The sequence below is a fragment of the Kaustia mangrovi genome (genome assembly GCF_015482775.1).
Classification (GTDB): domain Bacteria; phylum Pseudomonadota; class Alphaproteobacteria; order Rhizobiales; family Im1; genus Kaustia; species Kaustia mangrovi.
Map to the genome: position 1 here is coordinate 3635304 of NZ_CP058214.1, position 24236 is coordinate 3659539.

20 protein-coding genes are annotated in these 24236 nt (G+C 69.2%); 11 read left to right on the forward strand and 9 right to left on the reverse strand.

Annotation, left to right across the window (positions count from 1 at the left end; translation table 11 throughout):
* Positions 1–323 precede the first annotated feature (323 nt).
* The gene (locus tag HW532_RS17085) at positions 324–905 is read left to right on the forward strand and encodes a GNAT family N-acetyltransferase (RefSeq protein WP_213161621.1); all 582 of its coding nucleotides are present in this window, start codon (positions 324–326) and stop codon (positions 903–905) included.
* On the opposite strand, the gene HW532_RS17090 is transcribed toward HW532_RS17085, so the two are convergent.
* The 4 genes from HW532_RS17090 to HW532_RS17105 are packed head-to-tail and all read right to left on the reverse strand — an operon-like array spanning position 853 to position 7788.
* A complete protein-coding gene (locus tag HW532_RS17090) occupies positions 853–2940 on the reverse strand; it encodes a hypothetical protein (protein ID WP_213161622.1) in 2088 nt (695 codons plus the stop codon). The genes HW532_RS17085 and HW532_RS17090 overlap by 53 nt on opposite strands.
* Positions 2937–5798, reverse strand: a complete 2862-nt coding sequence (locus tag HW532_RS17095) for a DUF4159 domain-containing protein (RefSeq protein WP_213161623.1) — start codon at positions 5796–5798, stop codon at positions 2937–2939. The genes HW532_RS17090 and HW532_RS17095 overlap by 4 nt, the downstream gene beginning before the upstream one ends.
* Before the next feature lie 6 nt (positions 5799–5804).
* Positions 5805–6785, reverse strand: a complete 981-nt coding sequence (locus HW532_RS17100) for a DUF58 domain-containing protein (protein WP_213161624.1) — start codon at positions 6783–6785, stop codon at positions 5805–5807.
* Between the two features lie 4 nt (positions 6786–6789).
* Complete coding sequence (locus HW532_RS17105) at positions 6790–7788, reverse strand: AAA family ATPase (protein ID WP_213161625.1); 999 nt, start codon at positions 7786–7788, stop codon at positions 6790–6792.
* 199 nt (positions 7789–7987) lie between these two features.
* Between HW532_RS17105 and HW532_RS17110 the strand changes: the two genes are divergently transcribed.
* The 4 genes from HW532_RS17110 to HW532_RS17125 all read left to right on the forward strand — a co-directional run bounded on the left by HW532_RS17110 (position 7988) and on the right by HW532_RS17125 (position 13011).
* On the forward strand, positions 7988–8614 hold the full coding sequence (locus HW532_RS17110) for a DUF1285 domain-containing protein (RefSeq protein WP_213161626.1): 627 nt from the start codon (positions 7988–7990) through the stop codon (positions 8612–8614).
* Positions 8611–9312 carry a CoA pyrophosphatase gene (locus HW532_RS17115; protein ID WP_246479251.1) on the forward strand — a complete coding sequence of 234 codons (702 nt, stop codon included), beginning with the start codon at positions 8611–8613 and terminating at the stop codon, positions 9310–9312. Before HW532_RS17110 ends, HW532_RS17115 begins: the two co-directional genes overlap by 4 nt.
* Positions 9309–10586, forward strand: coding sequence for a CCA tRNA nucleotidyltransferase (locus HW532_RS17120; RefSeq protein ID WP_213161627.1), 1278 nt, complete (start codon positions 9309–9311; stop codon positions 10584–10586). Before HW532_RS17115 ends, HW532_RS17120 begins: the two co-directional genes overlap by 4 nt.
* A 100-nt stretch (positions 10587–10686) precedes the next feature.
* Positions 10687–13011, forward strand: coding sequence for a xanthine dehydrogenase family protein molybdopterin-binding subunit (locus HW532_RS17125; protein WP_213161628.1), 2325 nt, complete (start codon positions 10687–10689; stop codon positions 13009–13011).
* 212 nt (positions 13012–13223) lie between these two features.
* On the opposite strand, the gene HW532_RS17130 is transcribed toward HW532_RS17125, so the two are convergent.
* Positions 13224–14162, reverse strand: coding sequence for an AEC family transporter (locus HW532_RS17130; RefSeq protein WP_213161629.1), 939 nt, complete (start codon positions 14160–14162; stop codon positions 13224–13226).
* 70 nt (positions 14163–14232) lie between these two features.
* On the opposite strand from HW532_RS17130, the gene HW532_RS17135 reads away from it, so the two are divergent.
* Together HW532_RS17135 and HW532_RS17140 are read left to right on the forward strand one after the other, a co-directional pair.
* A complete protein-coding gene (locus tag HW532_RS17135) occupies positions 14233–14889 on the forward strand; it encodes a class I SAM-dependent DNA methyltransferase (RefSeq protein ID WP_213161630.1) in 657 nt (218 codons plus the stop codon).
* Between the two features lie 79 nt (positions 14890–14968).
* Entirely contained in the window at positions 14969–16657 is a 1689-nt protein-coding gene (locus tag HW532_RS17140; RefSeq protein ID WP_213161631.1) for an acyl-CoA dehydrogenase family protein, read from the forward strand.
* 163 nt (positions 16658–16820) lie between these two features.
* Here the strand turns inward: HW532_RS17140 and HW532_RS17145 are convergent, their stop codons facing one another.
* Complete coding sequence (locus HW532_RS17145) at positions 16821–17498, reverse strand: lytic transglycosylase domain-containing protein (protein WP_213161632.1); 678 nt, start codon at positions 17496–17498, stop codon at positions 16821–16823.
* A 344-nt stretch (positions 17499–17842) separates the two neighbouring features.
* Between HW532_RS17145 and HW532_RS17150 the strand changes: the two genes are divergently transcribed.
* The 3 genes from HW532_RS17150 (at position 17843) to folB (ending at position 20129) form a co-directional block, all read left to right on the forward strand.
* On the forward strand, positions 17843–18829 hold the full coding sequence (locus HW532_RS17150; protein ID WP_213161633.1) for a calcium/sodium antiporter: 987 nt from the start codon (positions 17843–17845) through the stop codon (positions 18827–18829).
* Between the two features lie 16 nt (positions 18830–18845).
* Positions 18846–19616 carry an SDR family oxidoreductase gene (locus HW532_RS17155; protein WP_246479253.1) on the forward strand — a complete coding sequence of 257 codons (771 nt, stop codon included), beginning with the start codon at positions 18846–18848 and terminating at the stop codon, positions 19614–19616.
* Between the two features lie 99 nt (positions 19617–19715).
* Positions 19716–20129 carry a dihydroneopterin aldolase gene (folB, locus tag HW532_RS17160; RefSeq protein ID WP_213161634.1) on the forward strand — a complete coding sequence of 138 codons (414 nt, stop codon included), beginning with the start codon at positions 19716–19718 and terminating at the stop codon, positions 20127–20129.
* Positions 20130–20203: 74 nt separating this feature from the next.
* Here folB and HW532_RS17165 read toward each other — a convergent pair whose 3' ends face one another.
* The 3 genes from HW532_RS17165 to HW532_RS17175 form a co-directional block, all read right to left on the reverse strand.
* Positions 20204–21586, reverse strand: coding sequence for an ATP-binding protein (locus HW532_RS17165; RefSeq protein WP_246479262.1), 1383 nt, complete (start codon positions 21584–21586; stop codon positions 20204–20206).
* A 48-nt stretch (positions 21587–21634) separates the two neighbouring features.
* Positions 21635–22324: a response regulator gene (locus HW532_RS17170; protein WP_213164623.1), complete on the reverse strand. Its 690-nt coding sequence runs from the start codon at positions 22322–22324 to the stop codon at positions 21635–21637.
* 77 nt (positions 22325–22401) lie between these two features.
* Entirely contained in the window at positions 22402–22905 is a 504-nt protein-coding gene (locus HW532_RS17175) for a MarR family winged helix-turn-helix transcriptional regulator (RefSeq protein ID WP_213161635.1), read from the reverse strand.
* 308 nt (positions 22906–23213) lie between these two features.
* On the opposite strand from HW532_RS17175, the gene HW532_RS17180 reads away from it, so the two are divergent.
* Positions 23214–24128 (forward strand): branched-chain amino acid aminotransferase, encoded by a 915-nt coding sequence (locus HW532_RS17180; protein ID WP_213161636.1) that lies wholly within the window; start codon positions 23214–23216, stop codon positions 24126–24128.
* Positions 24129–24236 lie beyond the last annotated feature (108 nt).

Genomic DNA, 24236 nt, shown 5'->3' on the forward strand with positions numbered 1-24236 from the left:
CGGGTCCTCTGGTCTGTGTGTGGAGGGGCGCCCGGGGCCGACAAAGCGGCTGGACGCCGGCGCGGGTGCGTGATAAGAGCGCGATCTTGTTATTCTTACGACGTGGGATGTTCTGAAGCCAATGTCCATCCGGCAGACTGCTCGCCAGCGACGATGAACCGGGACAAGCGCGGTGCCCTTCGGGCCCAGCCGTGCCTCTTCTGCGTTTCTTCGCTGCCTGCCGGATCTCCATCCCGCCCGTTCCTGATCGCTGTTTCATGGGTGCCGGTTCCGGGAGTCTTGCGAAGACTGCCGACGATTTTTTCGCCAAGAGCGAGCCGGACATGACCGTTTCACACTTCACGATCGAAACCCAGACTGCACAGGACCTCGACACGATCGAGACGATGCTCGACGCTGCCTTCGGCCTCGACCGGCGCACCAGGAGCTCCTATCGCCTGCGCGAGGGCGAGGAACCGGTTGAGGAGCTCTCGCTCGTCGCCCGCGAGGGGGACTGCCTGGTGGGCACGGTCAGGTTCTGGCCCGTGATCGTCGGCGAGGGCCGCGAGGCACTGCTGCTCGGACCGCTCGCCGTCCACCCCGACCGGCGCAATTGCGGCATCGGCGTCAGGCTCATGGAAACGGCGCTCGACAAGGCGCGCGAGCTCGGCCACGCCCTCGTGATCCTGGTGGGCGACGAGCCCTATTACCGGCGGGTCGGTTTCGCCAGGGTGCCCGATGGGCGGCTCGTCATGCCGGGGCCGACCGATCCGGATCGGATGCTCTATCGCGAGCTCGTTCCGGGCGCGCTCGACGGCGCGGAAGGTCTCGTATTGTCGCCCGGGCGCTGGCGGGAGCTCGATGGCGGGCGGCTCACCGCCCCTCGCGATACCAGGCCAGCCCGAGAAGCAGCAGCAGCGCGCTGAGCCCCAGAAGCCCGTTCAGCACCGGCATGTCGGACACCGCGGTCACGCGGTAGGCGCCGTTCGCCTTGAGGCCGAGCCAGCTCTCGCCGGCCATGACCCGGTCGCCGGAGCGCTTGGACAGGCGGGGCAGCGCCGGGCTCTCCGGCGAGGACCCGTCGGCGAGCCAGTAGACGCCCCCGCCCGTCTCCTCCGTCACGGGGGTAAGCTTGTCGGCGGTGGCGCGCAGGTCGGCGATCTCCTTGGGGTCCGGGCTGCCGATGGCGGCGACGGCGTTGAGCTCGCCGTCGGTAAGCCGGTAGAGCCCGACCTCCTCGACCGGCAGGGCGCCGCGCCACAGGCCGGGCTCGATCTCCTCCAGCGTCACCTCGCGCTCGGCGCCGGACGGTACCGTCACGGTGACGGGATCGGCGGTCTCCGCCATGGTGCGGCGCTCGATCTGGAGCGAGCCGCCCATGTCGCGGCCGATCAGCGCCTCTTCCTCGAGATCCGGCTCCTTCATGAGCCAGTGGGCGAGCCGGCGCAGCAGCTCCGCCTGCGGCCCGCCGCCCTCATAGCCGCGCGCCCACAGCCAGGCATGGTCGGAGAGGAGCTGGGCGACCCGGCCTTGTGCCTGCCGCGACAGCATCATGAGCGGGCGCTCGCCGGGCCCCGACATCAGCGTGTCGCCCGATAGCGGCTCCACGTCGATCAGCCGGAACCAGCGGCCCCAGGCCGGCGGCGTCTGTTCGGAGCCCGGCAGGTCGCGTGTCACCGGATGGCGCCGTCCCGGCCCGGTAATCGCGGCGCGATAGGGTTCCTCGACGATGTCGCCCGACGGCCGGCTCGGCATGACGGAGGAAAGCGGCGTGCGGTAGAGGCTGAGCGGGGAGGCGAAGTCCGGCCCCGCGGCCACCAGGACCGCGCCGCCATTCTCCACATAGTTCACCACATTGGAGAGATAGACGAGCGGCAGCACGCCGCGGCGCTGATAGCGGTCGAAGATGACGAGGTCGAACTCGTCGAGCTTCTCCGCGAACAGCTCGCGCGTCGGAAAGGCGATGAGCGAAAGCTCGCGGATCGGCGTGCCGTCCTGCTTCTCCGGCGGGCGCAGGATGGTGAAATGGACGAGGTCGACGGAGGCATCGGCCTTGAGCAGGTTGCGCCATGTGCGCTCGCCGGGATGGGGCTCGCCGGAGACCAGCAGCACGCGCAGCCGGTCGCGGATGCCCTCCGTCTCCACGATTGCGGTGTTGTTCTGGGTGGACAGCTCGCCCTCGAGCGGCGCGGCGGCGAGCTCGGTGATGGTCGGCCCGCCATGCTCGATCCGCACGGCGATCTCGGCCGCCTCGCCGACCGGCACGAGGATCGTCTCGCGCGGCTCGCCATTGACGCTGACGGAGACCTCCGCGCGCCCGTTCTGCTCGTCATCGGCGCCCGCATCCTCCACCCGGAATCGGATGGTCTGTTCCTCGCCGACAATGCCGAAGCGCGGCGCCTCCTCGACCACGATCCGCCGGTCGCGCTCGTCGCGCTCGCCGGTGATGAGCGCGTGGACGGGACCGTTGTAACCCTCCTTGGCGAACCGCTCCGGCACGTCGTGCACCTGGCCGTCGGTGATGAGGATCGCGCCCGCGAACCGCTCCGGAGGCACGTCGGACAGCGCGCCATAGAGGCCGGAGAAGAGCTGCGTGCCCTCGCGCGCGGTGCCGGGCCCGGAGCGCACGGTGACGGTGCGCGTCTCCAGATCCGGCAGCTTGTCGAGCGCCTCGGCGAGCCGGGCCGCGGCGGCGTCCGTGCGCACCTCGCGGTCGCCGACCGTCTGGCTCTGGCTGCGGTCTATGACGATGGCGGCGATGTCGGGCAGGATGTCTCGCTCCTCGCGCCGCGCGGTCGGATTGAGGAGGGCCGCGACGAGGACGGCGAGGACGAGGAGCCTGAGCCCTGCGCCGCGCGTGCGCGAGAGGAGGCCGAGCGCGACGACGACGAGGCCCGCCGTGCCGAGGGCGGCGATGATCCACAGGGGCGCGAGCGGGGCGAATGAGAGCGTCCAGTTCATTGCCCGAGCCGCTCCAGAAGGGCCGGCACATGCACCTGGTCGGCCTTGTAGTTGCCGGTCAGCGTGTACATGACGACGTTGATGCCCGTGCGGTAGGCGAGCTCACGCTGGCGCGCGCCACCGGGAACGGCGGGGAACATCGGCGCGCCCAGCGTGTCGGTCGCCCAGGCACCGGCATAGTCGTTGGAGCCGATGATGATCGAGGACACGCCGTCGCGATTGCCGCCTCCCGCGCCGCCGTCGCCTGCCTCGACCCAGAGCGGCCCGCCGTCCCAGCGGCCGGGGAAGCTCTGGAGAAGATAGAAGGCCTTGGTCAGCACATGGTCGGGCGGCACCTCGCGCAGCGGCGGGATGTCGAGGCCGGACAGGATGCGCTGGAGCGCGCCGGTATTGGCGTTCGTCTCCGCCGACAGGCCGGGAATGTCCATCTGGTGGTCGCGCGTGTCGAACAGGATGGTGCCACCATTCTTCAGATAGGTGTCCACCTTGGCGCGCGCCTCCGGCGACAGCGCCGGCGCGTCGGGCGTCACGGGCCAGTAGAGCAGCGGGAAGAACACGATCTCGTCGCGCTCGATATCGATGCCGACGGGGGCCGCCGGCTCCACGGCGGTGCGCTCGATCAGGGCGTCGGTGAGGCCGGTGAGGCCGGACCGGCTGACGGTGTCGACCTGCCGGTCGCCGGTTTCCACATAGGCGAGCCGCGTCTGGAGTGTTGCCATCAGCGCAAAGCGGTCGGCGTCCGACAGGGCCTGCGCATCCGGCGTGGCCTGGTCCTGGGCGTGGAGCGGATGGGGCAGGAGCCCGAGGGCGAGCGCCGCCACGAGGCCGGCGGAGGCGGTGCGCGCGGCGCGCGAGCGCAATTGCCGCAGCGTGCCCGACATGGCCTGCACCGCGAGCGCATCGATCAGGAACAGGATGAGCGCGGCAATGAGGAGCGGGCCGATGAGTGGCAGGATGCGGGCCGGTGCGTAGCCGGTCACCGATATGCCGTCGGGAAGGTCCGAAAGTGGCGCGAGTGCGGGCTCCGGCGGCGCCAGATTGATCGCGCGGGTCACGCCGGCGCGCCGATAGAGGCCGGCGGGATGGCGCGGGCTCGGGCGGGCCTCGGCCAGCGCGTTTGCGGGGATCGGCTGGGCGTCGGCCGGCGGGTCGACCATCTCGCCATAGCCGTTGAGCGCGCGGATCGGCGTGAAGGCCGCGCCGTCGGCCTGCTCGGCGGCGGAGGCAGGCGTGCCGGGCGTATCGGCCGGGCCTTGCGCGCCGGCGCCCTGTGCACGGTCGAGAATGCGCCGCAGCATCTCCACGAAGAGGCCGGACAGCGGCAGGTTCGACCAATCGGCATTGGCGGTGACGTGGAACAGGATGACGAGGCCCTCGCCATTCTGTTCCGCCGTGACCAGCGGTGTGCCGTCGGCAAGCCGCGCCCACACCTTGCGCGACAGCTCCGCATTGGGCTCGGCGAGAACCTGCCGCTTGACCGAGATCCGGTCGGAAAGCTCAAGCCCGGAGAACGGGCTTCCCTCGTCGAAGGGGGCCACGGGCTGCGGTTCCTCCCAGGTCAGCGCGCCGCCGAGCGCGCGCCCGCCGCGGCGAAGCTCCACGGGCACCATATCGTCGTGGCCGCCGGCGAGCCGCGGGCCTGCGAAGCGCACCAGGACGCCGCCATTGCCGACCCAGTTGGCGACCGCCTCCAGATCCGCCGGGGCGAGCTGGCCGATATCGGCGAGGACGAGCATGGACAGCCCGCTCTGGACGAGCCCGGCAATGCCGCTGGACGCACCGTCCGGCCGTGCCGTCTTGAGCTCCGCATAGGGCTCGAGCGCCCGGCGCACATAGTAGAGCGGGGCGAGCAGCGGCTGCTCGCGCTCCAGCGATCCGCCCGAGGCGAGACCGACCGTCTTGCGACGCCAGCGGTCGTCGAGGAGATAGACCGCGCCGGCGGTCCGCTCGCCCGCGATCTCGATGCGCGCGATCTCGTTGCGCAGCGCGAGCGGCAGAGCGATGGTCGCGCGTGCCGTCGTCTCGCCGGCGGGGAAGGTCGCAGGCGCCTCCGCGAGGCTGCGCCCGTTGGTGGCGAGCGCGGCGACGGTCCGCGTCTGCGCAGCCCCGTTGCCGGCGCGCGCGAGGGGCAGGGACAGTCCGTCCTCCTCCGCGTCCGGATGGCCGATCATGAGGCCCGTCTCCCCGGGCGGCGTGACGACCGCGCGGATATCGGTATTGCCGCCGGCAAGGCCCGCGAGCCGCTCGGCGAAGGCCTGCCCGTCGCCATAGTCGAGCCCGTCGGCGAGCCACAGCACGTCGAGCGCGTCGAGCGATCCAAGCGCTGGGTCGAGCCGGTCGGCGAGCGCCAGGCGCTCCGGCTCCAGCGCGCGGGGGACGAGGGCGGAGGCGCGCGTGCGCGCATCGGCGGCGGCCTTCGGCTCGATCAGCGCCGGGTTGCGCCGGGCCGTCGTCGTCGCCAGCATGACCGGCTGGTCGGCGCGTTCGGCCGCGTCGAGTGCGCTTGAGAGCGCGGCCATCCGGTCCGGCCAGCCCTTCGCCGCCGCCCAGCCGTCGTCGAGCACGACGAGCAGCGGGCCCTCGCCATGGGTGGCCGCCGGGCCCTCCTGGATCACGGGCCGCGCAATGGCGAGAATGATGCAGGTGACGAGCAGCACGCGCAGCACGATCAGCCACCATGGCGTCTTGTGCGGCGTCTCCTCGCGCGCGATCAGCCCGAGAAGCAGGCGGATCGGGGGAAAGGAGATGCGCTCCGGCCGCGGCGGCGTCATGCGCAGGAGCCACCAGATCACCGGGAGCAGCAGAAGCGCCCAGAGGGCCAGCGCGTTCTGGAAGACTATGGCGCCGAGTGTCAGCATGGGCGCCTAGCCATTCGCCCGGACCGAGCCGGTCGAGGGATCGCCGGACATCAGGCCGTAAAGCGTGAGCAGCGCGCGTTGCGGCGGCTGGTCGGTATGGTGGACGGTGAAGCTCCAGCCGAGCCTGCGCGCGAGCTCCCTCAGCGCGTCGCGATGGGCGGCGAGGCGCTGGCGATAGGCGCTGCGCAGGCTTTCGGTGCGCCCGATCATCAGCTTGAGCGGCCCGCCCATCTCGGCGAACTCCTTGCGGCCCTCATAGGGCAGCGTCTCCTCCGCGGGGTCGAGCACCTGGACGAGATGGCCGCGCACGTCGCGGGCCGCCAGCATGGAGAGCCGCTCGGCCAGCGCGTCGGGCTCCACGAGGAAGTCGCTGACGAGAACGAGGTTGGAGAAGCGCTGGAGGCGCGTCACCGGCGGCAGACCGTCCTGGTCGCCGGCCCCGGGGTCGGATCCGTGCTCCACGAGCCAGGCGGCGAGCCGCCTGAGCGTCAGCCGGTGATGGGAGGGCGCGAGCTCCGCGCCCATGAGGCCGACACGCTCGCCGGCCGCGATCATGAGCTGGGCGAGCGCCAGCGTCAGCACGCCGGCCCGCTCCGCCTTGGTGGTGTGCGAGAGGTGGGAATGGAAGCCCATGCCCTTGTCCAGATTGACCCATAGCCAGACCGTATTGGCCGCCTCCCACTCGTTCTCGCGCACGAACAGGCTGTCGGAGCGGCCCGAACGGCGCCAGTCGATGCGCGCGGTCTCGTCGCCGGGGCGGTACTGGCGGAACTGCCAGAAGGTCTCGCCGACGCCGGCGCGCCGGCGCCCGTGCAGCCCCTGCGCGACCGTATGGGCCACGCGGTCGGCCTCGATGAGAAGCGGCGGATAGGCTCTGGACAGCCGCTCCGCCTCCTCCGACAGCCTGAGCGGGCTGTCGAAGGCCGGGGCGGGAGATGCTGTTCTTTTCAGGTCGAAGGCCATGCGTGTCTGGCGGCCGTTCCGCATCTCGTCAGGTGATGCCGCCGCACAGACGCTCGATCACCGTATCGATGGTCTCGCCGTCGGCGCGCGCGGAGAAGGTGAGCGCCATGCGATGGCGCAGCACCGGGCTCGCCAGCGCGGCCACGTCGTCCACCGACGGTGCGAAGCGGCCGTCCATGACGCAGCGCGCGCGCACGCCGAGCATCAGGGCCTGGCTCGCGCGCGGCCCGGGGCCCCAGGCGACGCTGTCCAGGATGAAGGGGTCGGCGTCGTCGTGCGGGCGGGCGGAGCGCACGAGCTCGAGGATCGCGTCGACCACCGTCTCGCCCACCGGCACGAGCCGGATGAGGCGCTGGAGCGCAATGAGCTGCTCGGCCGTCATGACCGGCTGCACGCTCGTCTCCTCCGCCCCGGTCGTCGCGAACAGCATGCGCCGTTCCGCCTCGATGTCGGGATAGGGGACGTCGATCTGCAGGAGGAACCGGTCGAGCTGCGCCTCGGGCAGGGGATAGGTGCCTTCCTGCTCGATGGGGTTCTGGGTGGCGAGGACGTGGAACGGGCGCGGCAGGTCGTGGCGCGCGCCGGCCACGGTGACGTGCTTCTCCTGCATGGCCTGCAGGAGGGCGGACTGGGTGCGCGGGCTCGCCCGGTTGATCTCGTCGGCCATGAGAAGCTGGCAGAAGACCGGTCCGGGGACGAAGCGGAAATGGCGCTGGCCGGTTTCCGATTCCTCCAGGACCTCCGCGCCCAGAATGTCGGACGGCATGAGGTCCGGGGTGAACTGGACCCGCTTCTCGCTGAGGCCCAGGACGCGGCCCAGGGTCTCCACGAGCCTCGTCTTGGCGAGCCCCGGAAGGCCCACCAGAAGCGCGTGGCCGCCGCACAGAAGGGCGAGGAGCGAGAGCTCCACGACCTCCTTCTGGCCGAAGATCGCCCGGCCGATTCCCTCGCGGACCTGGGCGAGCGTGTCGCCAGCCTGCTCGATCTCGGCGATGATGGTGCTGTCGGCTTCGTTGATGCTGTGCATGGGCCTTACTATAATTTGTCTGTGGCGGCAGCCAAAGCGCGTAATGGAATTTCATCGCGCGCAGGCGCTGTATGCCCGAGGCGAGGCTCAGTCCCGGGATCGAGCATCGCGGCCAACCGTGACCGCACTTGGGCAGGGTGCCCGTTTTTCGCCCATTTTCCCAGCGCCCGGGTGCAACTGATAAGATCTGTGTGATCACATGACCGTGAGCCAGAGCGACCGGACGGCGACCGTCCCCCAAGATGAGCCCCCGCAACCGGTACGGGGGCTGGACAAGGCCGGCCAGAGCCTGCCCGATCCCGGCGGCGCGCGTCCGGTGGACGAGTGGAACCCGCCATTCAGCGGCGATATCGACATGGTGATCGCCCGCGACGGCTCGTGGCTCTATCGGGGCACGCCGATCCTGCGCGACCGTCTGGTCAGGCTGTTTGCCTCGATCCTGCGCCGCGACGGCGATGGCGACTACTATCTCGTCACGCCCGTGGAAAAATGCCGTATCGCGGTGGAGGATGCGCCATTCGTCGCCGTCGCCATGGAGGCGGAGGGGACCGGGCGCGGCCAGATCCTTCGGTTCGTCACCAATGTGGGCGACCGGGTCCGGGCGGATGGCGATCACCCCTTGCGCTTCGCCGAAGCCGGGGACGGGCAGGGGCCGAAGCCCTATGTGCTGGTGCGCGGGCGGCTGGAGGCGCTGGTCGCGCGCGCCGTGTTCTACGATATGGTGGACCTTGCGGCGGTGGAGGAAACCGGCGAGGGGCGCCGGTTCGGCCTGTGGAGCGCCGGCATCTTCTTCCCCATGGCGCGCGAGGAGGACATCACGCCGTGACAGTCAAGGAGAGCGACCGCGTCCATCGATTCGACGCAGGCGAGTTGCGCGCGCTCGCCGCCCGCCGGCTGCTCGCCGAGCCCGGCGCGGATGCGGGCGATCCGGCCCTTCCAGTCCGCCGCGGCGACGGCGAGCTCGAGGCCGGCTTTACCGGCGTTGCGGACGGCGAGAGCGTGCCGCGGCCGGCGGCGGTGCTCATTCCGCTGGTCGCCGGCAGCGCGGAGTTGTCCGTCCTGTTCACGACGCGCAGCGACGAGTTGCCGAGCCATGCCGGCCAGATCTCGCTGCCCGGCGGCAAGGTCGACCGGAGCGACGACGGCCCGGTGGCCGCGGCGCTGCGCGAAACCTTCGAGGAGACCGGCGTCGCACCCGGCTTCGTCGACGTTCTGGGCCTGCTCGACACCTACCAGACCCGCACGGGCTACCGCATCGTGCCGGTGGTGGGGCTGGTGCGGCCGGGCTTCACGCTGCGGCCGGAACCGGGCGAGGTGGCCGATATCTTCGACGTGCCCCTGCGCTTTCTCATGGACAAGGCCAATCACCAGCGCCATGAGCGCGTCTGGAAGGGCAAGGCGCGCCAGTTCTACGCCATGCCCTATGGCGAGCGCTATATCTGGGGCGCGACCGCCGGCATCATCCGCAACCTCTATGAGCGCCTCTATCTGCCCGATCTCGACCGCAGCCGGGAGGCGACATGACGGACCGGCCCGACCGCGGCCTGCCGTCGCTTCAGGCCGAGCCATGGCTCGCCGATCCGCGGCTCCAGGCGGTGTTCGACGCGCTGACCGCGGAGGGCGGCGAGGCCCGCGTCGCCGGCGGCGCGGTGCGCAACGCCCTGCTCGCCATGCCGGTCAGCGATATCGACATCGCCACGACCGAACCGCCCGACCGCGTCATGGCGCTTGCGGAGAAGGCCGGGCTGACGCCCCATCCGACCGGGCTCGGCCACGGTACGGTCACGGTGGCCGCGGGGCCGGAGGATGCGCGCCTGCCCGTCGAGGTGACGACGCTGCGGGTCGATGTGAAGACCTATGGCCGCCATGCCGAGGTCGCCTTCACCGCCGACTGGGCGGAAGACGCCGCGCGGCGCGACTTCACCATGAACGCCCTTTATTGCGACCGGGCCGGCGGTGTGCACGACCCGCTGGGCGGCTATCCCGATCTCGCCGCGCGCCGCGTGCGGTTCGTCGGCGACCCGGTCTTGAGGATCCGCGAGGACTATCTGCGCATCCTGCGCTTCTTCCGCATGCATGCGATCTATGGCCGCGACGGGCTTGACCGGGAGGGGCTCGACGCCTGCGCCGCGGAACGGGCCGGGCTCGACAGCCTGTCGGCGGAGCGCGTGCGCGCGGAGGTCCTGCGCCTTCTCGCCGCTCCAGGTGCGCTGGCGGTCGTCGATGCCACGATCGCGCGCGGGATCCTGAACCATGTCGTCCCGGCACCCCATGACCGGGAAACCTTCGCCGCGCTCGTCGCCATCGAGGCGGCGGTCTCCGACGGTTCCGATCCGCTGCGCCGCCTCTTCGCGCTCTCGCCCGGCGACCGGGCCCACGTGGCCCGTCTCGGCGAGAGGCTCAGGCTGTCCAATGCCGAAGCTGCCCGGCTTGCCCGCCTTGCCGCGGCCGGCCCGGTCTCTCCCGCATTGCGGGAAAGCGAACGCAAGTCCGTGCTCTATCGTCTGGGACTTGAGACCTATCGCGACGCGGTGCTCCTGGCCTGGGCGCGCAGCGGCGCGGGACCCGGGGAGGAGAGCTGGTGCGCGCTCCATGCGCTCGGCGAGCGCTGGCAACCACCGCGCTTTCCGGTCTCCGGCGCCGACATTCTGGCGCGCGGCGTGCCTCCGGGGCCGGAGGTCGGCCGCCTGCTCGCCGCGCTGGAGGACTGGTGGGTCGCCACCGGTTTTCCCGACGACAAGGAGGCCGTGCTCGCCCGCCTCGACCGCTTCGGCATTCGCCGGGAGGGTGGCGGATGATCCCGCCCGGGCCTCTTGAACCTTTGCCGGGGCGGGGTACACATAAAGGTTCCATGCCATTTCCTCCGCAAGCCACCTTCTGAAGCCACAGGATATCCCGATGCGCAAATTCGCTGTTGGACAGGCGGTGCGCCGCCGCGAGGACGACCGATTCCTGAGGGGCGCCGGCTCCTATATCGACGACATCGTGCTGCCCGGAGAGGCGCGCGGCGTGGTGGTGCGCTCGCCGCACGCCCATGCGCGCATCGTCTCCATCGACACGGCGCAGGCCGAAGGCATGCCCGGCGTCGTCAAGGTGTTCACCGCGCGCGATGTCGAGGCGGCGGGCCTTGGCACCATCCCGAGCGTGACGAAGATCGACGGCATGGACGAGGCGGGCGTGCGCCTGCCGCCGCGCCATGCGCTGACCGGCGACGTGGTGCGCTATGTCGGCGATCCGGTGGCCTTCGTCGTGGCGGAGACGCGCGAGGAGGCGCAGGCCGCCGCGGAGATGGTGGAGGTCGATTACGAGGCCCTGCCCGAGGTCGCCTCGCTCGCCCATGCGCTCGACGGGGACGCGCCCGTCATCTGGCCGCAGCTCGATGCCGGCAATCTGTGCTTCCATTTCCGGAAAGGGGATGCGGCCGCCGTCGACGAGGCCTTCGCGAAGGCGGACCGGATCTCCGCCGTCGATCTGCGCAACAACCGGCTCGTGCCCAATGCGATGGAGCCGCGCGGGTCCATCGGCGACTATGACGCGGAGGCGGAGCAGTATGTGCTGCGCATGTCCGGCCAGGCCGTGCACGGCCAGCGCGCGCAGCTCGCCAACGCCGTCTTCAAGGTCGACCCGGAGCGCATCCGCGTCATCGCGCCCGATGTCGGCGGCGGCTTCGGCGCGAAGAACTTCGTCTATCCGGAGAATATCCTGGTGCTGATGGCCGCGCGCGCCCTTGCCCGGCCGGTGAAGTGGATCGCGGAACGCGGGGAGAACTTTCTCGCCGAGACCCACGGGCGCGACCACCTGACCCGCGCCGAGCTCGCGCTCGATGCCGAGGGGCACTTCCTCGCCCTGCGCGTGCGCACGCTGGCCAATATGGGCGCCTATCTGTCGAGCTATGCGGCGATCATTCCCTCGCAAGCGAGCTGGATCCCCATGGGCGGCAACTACGCGATCCCGGCCATCGACATGGATGTGCGGGCGGTCTTCACCAACACTGTGCCGGTCGATGCCTATCGCGGCGCGGGCCGGCCGGAATCCGCCTATGTCATGGAGCGGCTGGTGGATGTCGCCGCGCACGATACCGGCATCGACCCCTTTGAGCTGCGCCGGCGCAACTTCATCTCCTCCTTCCCCTACCGCACGGCGCTCGGCGCGGAGATCGACTGCGGCGACTTCGCCGACATGCTAGACCGCGCCGCGCGTGCTGCCGACCGCGATGGTTTCGCGGGCCGGCGCGCGGCCTCGCGCGAGCGGGGACGGCTGCGCGGGCTCGGCATTTCCAGCTATCTGGAGGTGACGCTCGGCGGCCCGAGCGACGAGGCGGAGCTGCGCTTCGACGACGATGGCGGCGTGACGCTGCTCGTCGGCACCCAGTCGACGGGCCAGGGCCACGAGACGGCCTATGTCCAGCTCGTCGCCACCGAGCTCGGCCTGCCGGAGGAGAAGATCCGCTATCTCCAGGCCGATACCGGCCAGATCCCGACCGGCGGCGGCCATGGCGGCTCGCGCTCGCTGATGATCGGCGGCAGCGCGGTGTTCAGGACTGCCGGCGAGGTGCGCGACAAGGGCCGCAGGGCGGCCGCGCACCTCCTTGAGGCCGGCGAGGCGGATCTGGAATTCGCCGACGGCGTCTATTCCGTTGTCGGCACCGATCACAGTATCGGCCTGCTCGATGTCGAGGCGAGGCTGCGCGAGGCCGGCAGCCTGCCTGAGGGCGTGCCGGAGACGCTCACCAGCCGTATGGGCTTCACCCGCCCCGCGGTGAACTACCCCAATGGCTGCCATATCTGCGAGGTGGAGGTCGATCCGGAAACCGGCGTCGTGTCGCTGGAGAACTACACGGTGGTCGACGATTTCGGCCGTATCGTCAATCCGCTCATCGCGGAGGGGCAGGTGATCGGCGGCACCGTGCAGGGCATTGGCCAGGCGTTGCTGGAGGAGGCCGTCTACGACACCGACAGCGGCCAGCTCATGACCGGCTCCTTCATGGATTACTGCATGCCGCGGGCGGACGATTTCTGCGGAATCTCGGTGACCTTCAACGAGGACATCCCGTCCAAGACCAACCCGCTCGGCGTCAAGGGCGCCGGCGAGGCGGGCGCGACAGGCGCGCCGCCGGCGGTCGTCAACGCTATCGTCGACGCGCTGAAGGATCGCGGCGTGCGCCATCTCGACATGCCGCTGACGCCCGAGAAAGTCTGGCGCGCCGCGGCGGGGATCGGCTGATCGGAGGGGGCGGTTTCGGCCGATCTGCCTCCGTTACGTCTCTCGTTTCTGCCGTCATTCCCGCGAAAGCGGGAATCCAGAGGTATCCGCCACACCACGCCGCCTTGTGGATTCCCGCTTTCGCGGGAATGACGGGAGGAAAGACGGGACTGGCTGGACTGACGGGTGGAGCGAAGGCAACCCGGCCGCCCCCTGCGATGGTGCTGCCGTCTTCACGGCGTCGCCGTGGCCCACAGGGCGAGCGAGACCGTCACGATGGACAGCGCCGTGCCGAGCGCGATGGCGCCGGAGACGGCGGCGGCGCCGGCGCGGTACTGCGTGGAGAACACGAAGCTGTTGATGCCGGTGGGCGCGGCGGCGAACACCACCGCGACCGCCGTCCAGACCGGCGGCAGGGCGAACACCTCCGCCGCCAGCACCCACACCACAAGCGGATGCACCACGAGCTTGACGGCGGTGATGGCGAGGGCGGCGCGCCCCGCCGCGCGCACGCCGTAGCCGGCGAGCCCTAGGCCCATGGCGAACAGCGCCGTGGGGACGGCCGCGTCCGCCAGCATGTCGACAAGCGTCTGTGCCGCCGTCGGCAGGGAAAGCCCCGTCAGGCGCCAGAGCACGCCGGCTGCGAGCCCGATGACGATGGGGTTCTTGACGAGGCCGCTCAGCACATTGACCACGAGCCGTGCGCGCAGGCCGCCGGACTGGCTGGCAAGCTCCATCTGGAGCGTCGCGGCGAACGCCATGATCGGCAGGTGGATGGAGAGGATCAGGAACAGCGGCAGCGCCCCCCGGTCCCCGATCACCGCGAAGATCAGCGGCAGGCCGAGGAGCACCGTGTTGGAATAGGCGCTGGCCACGCCGGCGCCTGCCGCCGCCAGCGGCGAGCCGCCAAGCGCGTGGCGCACGAGCCCCCAGCCCATGAGCCAGGCCACCGCGACGCCCCCGAAATAGGCCGCCCACAAGGCCCATGGCGAGACGGCGGGAACCTCCACCGCCGCCATGGTGCGGAACAGCAGCGCCGGGGTGGCGATGGTGAAGACGAAGGCGGTCAGCCCGCCCGTCACCGATTGCGCGATCAGCCCCGAGCGCGACGCCAGATAGCCGAGCGCGATGAGGCCGAAGACGGGGATGACCGTGTTGATGACTTGTTCCATGGGCTCGCCGGAGACGGTGGATCGGGGGCGGGGGGTTCAACTTTCCGCTCCGGGCGCTATAGTGCGCCCCATGCCTGAGAACAAGACACCCGATATTGCAGGGCAGACGCCGGAGCAGCTCCTGGCGCGCGCCTATCACCTGAAGGATCTCAACGAAGCGCTCGATCTTTATCGCGATTGGGCAGGGACTTACGACGAGGCAATGGTCGACGGGCTGGGCTTCGTCGCCCCGCGCGTCATGGCCTCGCGCCTTGCCCGCCATCTGAAAAACCCCGACGGCGCCATTCTCGACATCGGCTGCGGAACGGGCCTCGTGGGCGAGGCGCTGTCCTCGCTCGGCTTCCGCGTGATCGACGGCCTCGACATCTCCACCGACATGCTCGAGGAGGCGGGCAAGCGCGGCGTCTACAGAAACCTCCTCGACGCCGATCTCACCGGAACGCTTCCGTTGGACACCGCCGCCTACGATGCCGGCATCTGCACCGGCACCTTCACCCACGCCCATGTCGGCGCGGAGGCGCTCGACGAGATCCTGCGGGCGATTCGTCCGGGCGGGCTTTTCGCCTGCACCATCCACAAGGATGTCTGGCAGCCCATGGGGTTTGCCGACAAGCTGGAGGCGCTCAAGGCCGGCGGCGCGATCCGCGAGGTCGAGGTGCAGGACGGGCCGTACTACAAGACGTCCGAACAGCCCGACGGAAAATATGTACTGATCGAGCGGCTGTAAGGGAGTTTTGCAGCGCAGCATCGGTTGGTATAGTAGCGCCCTGTCGATCAATCATATCAAAAGGGATGGGGCGGAAACCATGAGCCTGGCCGAGGACGTTGCACTGCAAGACGCGCTTCTGGACGACATCGTCGCCTTGACGGCGGAGGCGGCCGCGGGCGCGGCCCGCGTCTACGATTGCGCGCGCAGCCAGGTTGCCGGCGCGGTCAGCGCGGATGGCCGCGTCTCCTCCGCCCTGCTCGAGCGCGAACAGGCGAAAGCCCATGGGCTTGCCTGGCTTGCCACGACGGTGGAGACGCTGCGCCAACTCTCCCTCTATGCGCAGAGGCTGGAGGCGGACGGCACGCTGGGCGAGCTCGAGACGCTCCTCGTCCAGATCGCCTTCGGCGAGTATCTCGGCCAGATCGCCGGCGGCATCCCCATGAACCAGGGCGAGTTCGCAAGGCCCGGCCTGTTCGGCCTTGTGGAGGACGATCTGGCGCCCCTGCGCACCGGCGGCGCGGCGGCGCTCATGCGGTCCGGGAACACGGCGCCGGCGCGCGCACGGCTCGTCGCCCTCATGGTGGACATGGAGGGCGCGGCGACCTACGGCCGTGCGGGGCTCGACGGGACCATGGAGCAGATGCGCGAGGAGATGCGCCGCTTCGTGGGCGAGAAGGTCGCCCCGCATGCCCATCAATGGCATCTCGACAATGCCTATATTCCGATGGATCTCGTCTCCGAGCTCGCCGGGCTCGGCGTTTTCGCGCTGACCCTGCCGGAGGAGTATGGCGGGCTCGGACTCGGCAAGGAATCCATGTGCGTCGTGTCGGAGGAGCTGTCGCGCGGCTGGATCGCGGTCGGCTCGCTCGGCACGCGCTCCGAGATCGCCGCGGAGCTCATCCTGGGCGCGGGCACCGAGGCGCAGAAGCAGAAATACCTGCCCGCCATCGCCTCCGGCGAGATCCTGCCCACCGCTGTCTTCACCGAGCCCAATACCGGTTCCGACCTCGCCTCGCTGAGGACGCGCGCGGTGCGCGACGGCGACGTCTATCGCGTGTCCGGCAACAAGACGTGGATCACCCATCCCGTGCGCGCCGACCTCATGACGCTTCTCGCCCGCACCGATCCCGACGAGAAGGGCTACAAGGGCCTGTCCATGTTCCTGGCGGAGAAGCCGCGCGGCACCGACGAGGACCCGTTCCCGGCAGACGGCATGTCGGGCGGCGAGATCGAGGTGCTCGGCTATCGCGGCATGAAGGAATACGAGATTGCCTTCGACGGTTTCGAGGTGCCGGCGGACGCGCTGCTCGGCGGCGAGGAGGGGCAGGGTTTCAAGCAGCTCATGCAGACCTTCGAGGCCGCGCGCATCCAGACGGCCGCGCGCGCTGTGGGCGTCGCCCAGTCGGCGCTCGATCTCGCGCTGCGCTACGCCCAGGAGCGCATCCAGTTCGCAAAGCCGCTCGTCGCCTTCCCGCGCGTCGCCGACAAGATCGCCATGATGGCCGCGGAGATCATGGCGGCCCGCCAGCTCACCTATTATGCCGCCCGCGAGAAGGATGCCGGCCGTCGTTGCGACCTGGAGGCCGGCATGGCGAAGCTGCTGGCGGCGCGCATCGCCTGGGCGGCGGCCGACAATGCGGTGCAGATCCACGGCGGCAACGGCTTCGCGCTCGAATATCCCGTGAGCCGCGTGCTGTGCGACGCGCGCATCCTCAACATCTTCGAGGGCGCAGCCGAGATCCAGGCCCAGGTCATCGCCCGCCGCCTGCTGGACGGGCGGAATTGAGGGGGCACACCCTCCATCCCGTCATTCGCGCGCATGGATACCCGCTTGCGTGGGCCTGACGCTGGAGAACCGGTCGGTGCCGTCTCGCCATGCGGAAAAGGCGGGTCCGCGAACCCGCCTTTGCACGATCTCTCGGCCCGTTGGCCGCACGGGGCGGCCGGCGTCAGTTCGTGGCCGTCGCCATGTGCTTGTTGACGAAGCTCACATAGTTGCGTGTGATCTTGATCCCCTTCCAGCGCCACATATTGCCGGGGCCGGCATTGTAGCAGCCGATGGTCGCGGCCACCTGGCCCTTCGCCTTGTCGTGGCACATCTTCAGATAGAGCGTGCCGAGCCGGATATTGTTGCGCGGCTCGTGGAGCCACTTGACGAGCGAGGCGGAGGACAGGCCGGCGACCTCGTCCATGCCGTACTGCTTGGCGAGCTGGCGGGCGGTGGACGGGCGGATCTGCATCAAGCCGACCTCGCCATGGGAGCCGCGCACCGTCGGCACATAGCGGCTCTCCTTGGTGATCACCGCATCGACCAGCGCGATCGGCAGGGAATCCGGCTTCACCTTGCGGGCGATCGGAATGTATTTCGCCCGGCGCATGGCCATGCGGGACTTGCTGCCGCCTTTCGGTCTGCTCGCCACCTTGCTGGCGACGGAAGCGCGTCTGGCGCGCGACTGCTGGCCGAAACCGGCATGCCTGCGCCCGGCCGTGGCGGCGAAGTTCCGCGCACCGTCCTTGGTCTTCGTGATCGGGGTCTGCTCGCGTACGGAATGATCGCGGGTCTCGGCCTGGGCGCCGGCGGTCAGGCCGAGCAGCAGGGCTAATGCCACGGGGGCTAGGACTTTCATCCAGATCCTCTCGTCGTCGGGCCTGGAGCCGGGGTGCAACGGGATCCGGCGCGACCGCTCGGAAGCCCCCTTGAGACAGGAGAACGCCATGGGTGATCGCAGATTGCCGCCCGCTCGAAGCCTTGATTTTCGAACTATTGTCTAAGCGATCCGCAAACTTATTGTGCGGTGCGGCAAGAGCTTGGCCCGAATAGGGATTTTTGGAGGTTACTCTGTGGCGAAGATGTGCCCGCAAGGCCCGGTGCGGCGAACAGGAAATCGGGGAAATCGATTCGCTATCACTGTTCGCGCGCCATCCCGTCCCCTATATAGAGGCAACATCGCACCGCCCGGTTCTGTTTTCAATGATCTATGTCGGACTGATAGCTGGATTCGCCGTCCTGTTGATAAGTGGTGATCTGCTCGTACGCGGATCCGTGGCGCTCGCGCTCCGGCTGGGGGTCCCGGCCATGATCGTGGGGCTGACCGTCGTCGCCTTCGGCACCTCGGCGCCCGAGCTCGTGGTCTCGCTCGACGCCGCCATGGGCGGCGCGCCGGGCATCGCCATCGGCAATATCGTCGGCAGCAATATCGCCAATGTGCTCCTCGTGCTGGGCATCCCCGCCCTCATCGCGCCGACAAACTGCAACCAGCCCTTCATCCGCCGCAACACCTGCTATGTGATCGCGGCGACCCTGCTCTTCATCGGCCTGTGCTATCTCAGCCCGCTGGGCTTCTGGGACGGCGTGGTCCTGTTCGGCCTTATCCTCCTGTTCGTGCTGGAATCCATGCGCCGCGTGCGCCAGTGCAACGGCCGCAAGGCCGCGGGCCTCGACGTGATGGAGGAGGTGGAGGAGGCGAGCAGCCTGACCGACAAGCCGCTCATGATGGGCCTGCTCATATTGCTCGGCCTCGCCGGGCTTCCGCTCGGCGCGAGCCTGGTCGTCGACAACGGGTCCATGATCGCTCGCAATTTCGGTGTGCCCGAGGCCGCCATCGGCCTGACGCTCGTCGCGCTCGGCACCTCGCTGCCGGAGCTCGCCACGACGGTCGCCGCCGCCCTGCGCGGCCATTGCGGCGTCGCGCTCGGCAATGTGCTCGGCAGCAATCTCTTCAACATCCTCGCGATCATGGGAGTGACCGCCATGGTGGTGCCCGTGCCTGTGCCGGAGGAGATGCGCGGCGATCTGTGGATCATGCTGGCGGCGACGCTCGTGGTCGTGCCGTTCGCCATGAGACGGATGACGATCACACGGACGGCCGGTGCCGCCTTCGTCGTCGCCTATCTCGCCTATATCGCCTTCGTCTTCGCGCCCGTCGGCCACGAGACGATGGCGATGCTCGCGCACTGACGGGGCAGGGGGAAGCGTGGCGGAGGCTTTGAGGGACAAGGCGGTTCTGATCACGGGCGCGGCCCGCCGGGTCGGCCGGCGGCTGGCGCTCGACATGGCCGGGGAGGGCTGGTCGGTCGCCGTCCACTACCACACATCGCACGACGAGGCCGAGGCGCTCGCTGCGGAAATCCGAGGGCGCGGCGTGGACGCCATCGCCCTTGCGGGCGATCTCGCGGAACCCGAGGTGCCGGAGCGGCTGATCGCGGAGGCTCGCGACCGTCTCGGGCCCCTGACATGCCTCGTCAACAACGCCTCCCGCTTCGAGCCCGACGAGGTCGGCTCGCTGACGCAGGAGAGCTGGTCGCGGCATATGGACACCAATCTGCGCGCGCCGGTCTTCCTCGCCCAGGCCTTCGCCGCCCAGCGCCCGGCGCAGGCGGAGGGCAATATCGTCAACATCATCGACCAGCGCGTCTGGAAGCTCACGCCGCACTATTTCTCCTATACCGCCAGCAAGTCCGCCCTTTGGACGGCGACGCGCACGCTCGCCCAGGCGCTGGCGCCGGACATCCGCGTCAATGCCATCGGTCCGGGCCCCGCGCTGCCCAATCCGCGCATGGCGGAGGAGGATTTCGAGCGCCAGAAGACGCTGACGCTCCTGCGCCGCGGCACCTCGCCGGAGGAGATCTCATCGGCGCTGCGCTATATCCTGAACGCGCCCGCCATGACCGGGCAGATGATCGTGCTCGACGGCGGGCAGCACCTCGTCTGGCAGACGCCGGACGTGGTGGAGGTGGAGGAATAACGCCGTATTTCGTCCATGGAACAGCGCATTTGGATGCGAAGTGGCGTTGCGGCCGCCCCATGCTGACAGCCCAACGCATTTCCTGCTAAGAGACTTGCGATGAACGAGGCTTCGCCATTCACCCGGGCCAGCACGGCCAACGCCTTCGCCAGGCTGCGGCATGTCTTCGTGCGCGATCTGGAGCTCCAGGCCGTGCTGGGGGTTTACGATCACGAGAAGATCGCGCCGCAGCGCGTGATCATCAATCTCGACCTCACCGTCGACGAGGGCACCGAGCCCTATGAGGACGATCTGCGCAACGTGGTGTGCTACGCGACCGTCGTGCGCCAGGTGGAGGCGATCGTCCGGCGCGGCCATGTCCATCTGGTCGAGACGCTGGCGGAGATGATTGCCGGGGCCTGTTTCGAGGACCCCCGCGTCTGCGCCGCGCGCGTGCGCATCGAGAAGCCGGACGCCATCCCGCAAGCTCGCAGCGTCGGCGTGGAGATCGAGCGGGTGCGCTCGCCCCGCTAACCCTTGCTTCCACAATCATGGATGCTGTGCTCGCGCAGCGCCCGGACGGCTTCGCCGGGCAGGGCGGGCACGGATCAGACCGGGATGTGCACCCGGGCCCGCAGGCCGCCGAGTTCGCTGTCGGAAAGGCGGATATCGCCGCCATGGCTGCGCGCGATGTCGCGGGCGATGGCGAGGCCGAGCCCGGTGCCTGTCTCGTCCTGGTTGCGCGCATCGTCGAGCCGGAAGAAGGGCCGGAACACGGCCTCCCTCTGGTCTTCGGGAATGCCGGGCCCATCGTCGTCGACGGTGATGACGAGATGCTGCGCGTTGCGCTCGGCGGCAATGCGCAGATGGTCCGCGTGCCGGCCGGCATTGCCCACCAGATTGGCGACGCAGCGCTTGAAGGCGTTCGGCTTGACGAGGGCGGAGAGCCCGTCATCCGCCTTGAGCGTCACCTCCGTGCCGCGCCGTTCGGCGAGGCGGGCGACATCCTCCAGCATGGCGCAGATATCGGTCTCCACCGTGCTCTCGTCGCCGTCGCCGCGCACGAAGGCCATGTAGTCCTCCAGCATGCGCTGCATCTCGTCGACATCCTGCTTGAGCTCGCGGACGCGCTCGGTGTCCTCCATGAAGGCGAGCTGGAGCTTGAAGCGCGTGAGGATGGTCCGCAGATCGTGGCTGACGCCGGCGAGCATGGCCGTGCGCTGCTCCACATGGCGCTCGATGCGCTGCTTCATCTTCATGAAGGCGTGTGCGGCGTCCTGCACCTCCGCCGCGCCGCGCGGCTGGAAGTCCGGCACGTCGCGCCCCATGCCGAAGCTCTGGGCGACCTCGGCGAGCTGCAGGATCGGCTTGATCTGGTTGCGCAGGAACAGGATCGCCACGAAGAGCAGGACGAGCGACGTCCCGACCATCCAGAGCAGGAAGATATGGGAGTTGGAGGCGTAGACGCGGCTCTGGTTGGTCAGGATCCGGAACACCGTGCCGTCGCCGGCCTGCACCCGCGCGTCGACATAGCCGGACCGGCCGAGCGTATCGAGCCAGAAGGGCCTGTCGACATAGCGGCGGATATATTTCGACAGCTTGATGTCGAGCAGCGAGAAGAAGGGCTTGGGCGCCGGCGGCGGCAGGGATTCGTCCCGGGTCACGCTCACGCCGAGGTCGAGCGTGCTGTTGGCCATCTTGACGAGCTGCTGGGTGTTGGCCGCGCTCTTGGGATAGTACTCGTAGATGTCCACCACGAAGGCGATCTCGCGCGCGACCGACTTCGACAGCTGCTTGGTGACCCGGTCCCAATGGCGTTCCATGAAGGCGAAGGCCATGATGGACTGCAGGAGCACCATCGGCGTGATGATGATGATGAGCGAGCGCGGATAGAGCCGGTCGGGCAGGTGGCGCTCGAGAAAACGGTTGAAACGCCAGTAGAGATCGTGGCGTTCCTCCTCTGTCCTGTGCTCTTCGCCTATCGCGACCATGGCCGGCCTGTTCCAATCGCTCTCGTCCGCGGGCGAGCCCCCTGGGGCTCAGTCGGTATAGAGAATATAGCCCGCACCGCGCACGGTTTGCAGATAGACGGGCGTTGCGGGGTCCCGCTCCAGCTTGCGCCTGAGCCTGTTGATCTGCACGTCGACCGCCCGGGCATTGTCTCCCGCGCCGTTTCCGGCGAGCTCGGCGCGGCTGATCGTCTCGCCCGGACGCGCGGCGAACATCCGCAGCAAATCGCGCTCGCGTGTCGTCAGTTTGACCGTTTCGCCGGAGCGCTGCAACTCGCCGCGCTCGACATTGAAGATGCAGTCGCCGAGCACGATCTCGCTGGCCGCCGGGCGCGCGGGCGCCTTGCGGCGCAGGATGCTCCGGATCCTGAGCACCAGCTCCTCCGGCTCGAAGGGCTTGGGCAGATAGTCGTCGCTGCCCGAGGCGAGCCCCTCTATGCGGTCGCTCGTCTCGCTGAGCGCCGACAGGATGAGGATCGGCACATCCGTCCTCTCGCGCAGGCTGCGCGTCAGCTCGAGCCCGGTCTCGCCGGGCATCATGACGTCCACCACCATCAGGTCGAAGGCGAGCCCCGCCATGCGCTCGCGCGCCTCCGCCGAATTCGCCGCCGTGGTGATGCGGAACCCCTGCTCGGAGAGATAGGACCGCAGGAGCTCGCGGATCCGGCGGTCGTCGTCGACGACCAGAATATGCGGGGCCTCGTCGCTTACCATGGTCATGACGCCGTCCGGCAAAGCCTCGATGGGGAAGGGGTCGACAAGGGGCCAGTCTAGCATGGCAGGCCGGCTGCGGGCTGCTACTCGTCCCTGGTCACGAGCCTGCGGACATGGTCGCGGTCCTCCGCGTCGACCAGGTTGAACAGTACCTCGCGATAGCGCGCCTCGGCATTGTCGCCGGCCTCCGCGAGCGCGCGCGTGACCCGCTCCACCTGCGGCGCGAGGAGCGCCATGCGCAGGGCCTCGCCGCGCTCTGTGAGGTGCAGCAGGCGCTGGCGCCGGTCGCTGCGGCCCTCCTCCTGATAGACATAGCCCGTCTCGATCAGCTCCCGGAGCACGCGCCCGAGGCTCTGCTTGGTGATGCGCAATATGTCGAGCAGCTCCGCGACGCGGATGCCGGGATTGCGGCCGACGAAGTGCAGCACCCTGTGGTGCGCCCGCCCGAAACCGTAGTCGGCGAGGATCTCGTCGGGGTCCGACACGAAGTCGCGATAGGCGAAGAACAACAGCTCGATCAGGGCGATGACCTGCTCGCGCTGGTCGCCGTCGGCGGGCGTCCCGGTGGCCTGTAGGGTGGCGGTCATGTTTCGTGCGTTCGGATCGATCATGAATTTATGTCAGCCATATTGACATATTTTTCGCGGATTGTTACCTGTAGAGCCGTCTCGATGAAACTTTTTTTCAATTCCGCCCTTCTGCTGCTAGGATTATTTCGCCGCCCAGGCGGCGAGGCAAATGGGGAGCGGGTCGGGATCCCCGGGCCGTCCAAGGGGTTATAGGGCCAACCGGGGTTTCGTTGCAAAGCTCGTCTCCCCTCGTGGAGGTGGTCTTCAAAAACCGGGGCATGGGACGGATGTTTCCCTGCCCCTGAAAACGCTCAAGGAGTGTCGTCATGGCCGTGCTGCCATTCGATCAGCGCGAAGGTCTGATCTGGTTCAACGGAGAACTCGTCGCCTGGCAGGAGGCGAAGATTCACGTACTCACCCATGCGCTGCATTATGCGAGCTGCGTATTCGAGGGCGAGCGGGCCTATGGTGGCGAGATTTTCAAGCTGACCGAGCACTCCGAGCGTCTGGTCAACTCCGCCCGTCTGCTCGACTACGAAATCCCGTACAGCGTCGAGGAGATCGACGCCGCGTGCCGCCAGGCGCTGGCGGCGCAGGGGCTGTCCGACGCCTATGTGCGGCCCGTGGCATGGCGCGGTTCGGAGATGATGGGCGTGTCCGCCCAGCACAACCGGATCAACCTGGCCATCGCCGTGTGGGACTGGCCGTCCTATTTCGATCCCGAGCAGCGGCTGAAGGGAATCCGGCTCGACATGGCGGAATGGCGCCGGCCCGATCCCAGGACCGCGCCGTCCAAGAGCAAGGCGGCCGGCCTCTACATGATCTGCACGCTGTCCAAGCACGCCGCCGAGCGCAAGGGCTATGCCGACGCGCTGATGCTCGACTGGCGCGGCCAGGTGGCGGAGTCGACGGGCGCGAACGTGTTCTTCGTCAAGGGCGACGTGCTCCACACGCCGACGCCGGACTGCTTCCTCGACGGCATCACGCGGCGCACGGTGATCGATCTTGCGCGGGCCCGCGGCCTGGAGGTCGTCGAGCGCGCCATCATGCCCGACGAGATGGAGGGCTTCGAGCAGTGCTTCATCTGCGGCACGGCGGCGGAGGTCACCCCCGTCTCCGAGATCGGCCCCTACAGCTTTGCGCCGGGCGAGATCACGCAGATGCTGATGGAGGACTACGACACCGTCGTCCGTCCGGACAGGCGCGGGCAGCTCGCCCGCTCCGCGGCCGCCGCCGAATAGGCACCGGCCCACGGGAAAATTGACCGACGCGCCGCCCGGGACTGCCGTTCCGGGCGGCGTTTTGCTGCCCGCGGCCGCGCCGCTCCGCCGCCCGGAGGGGCCCCGCGC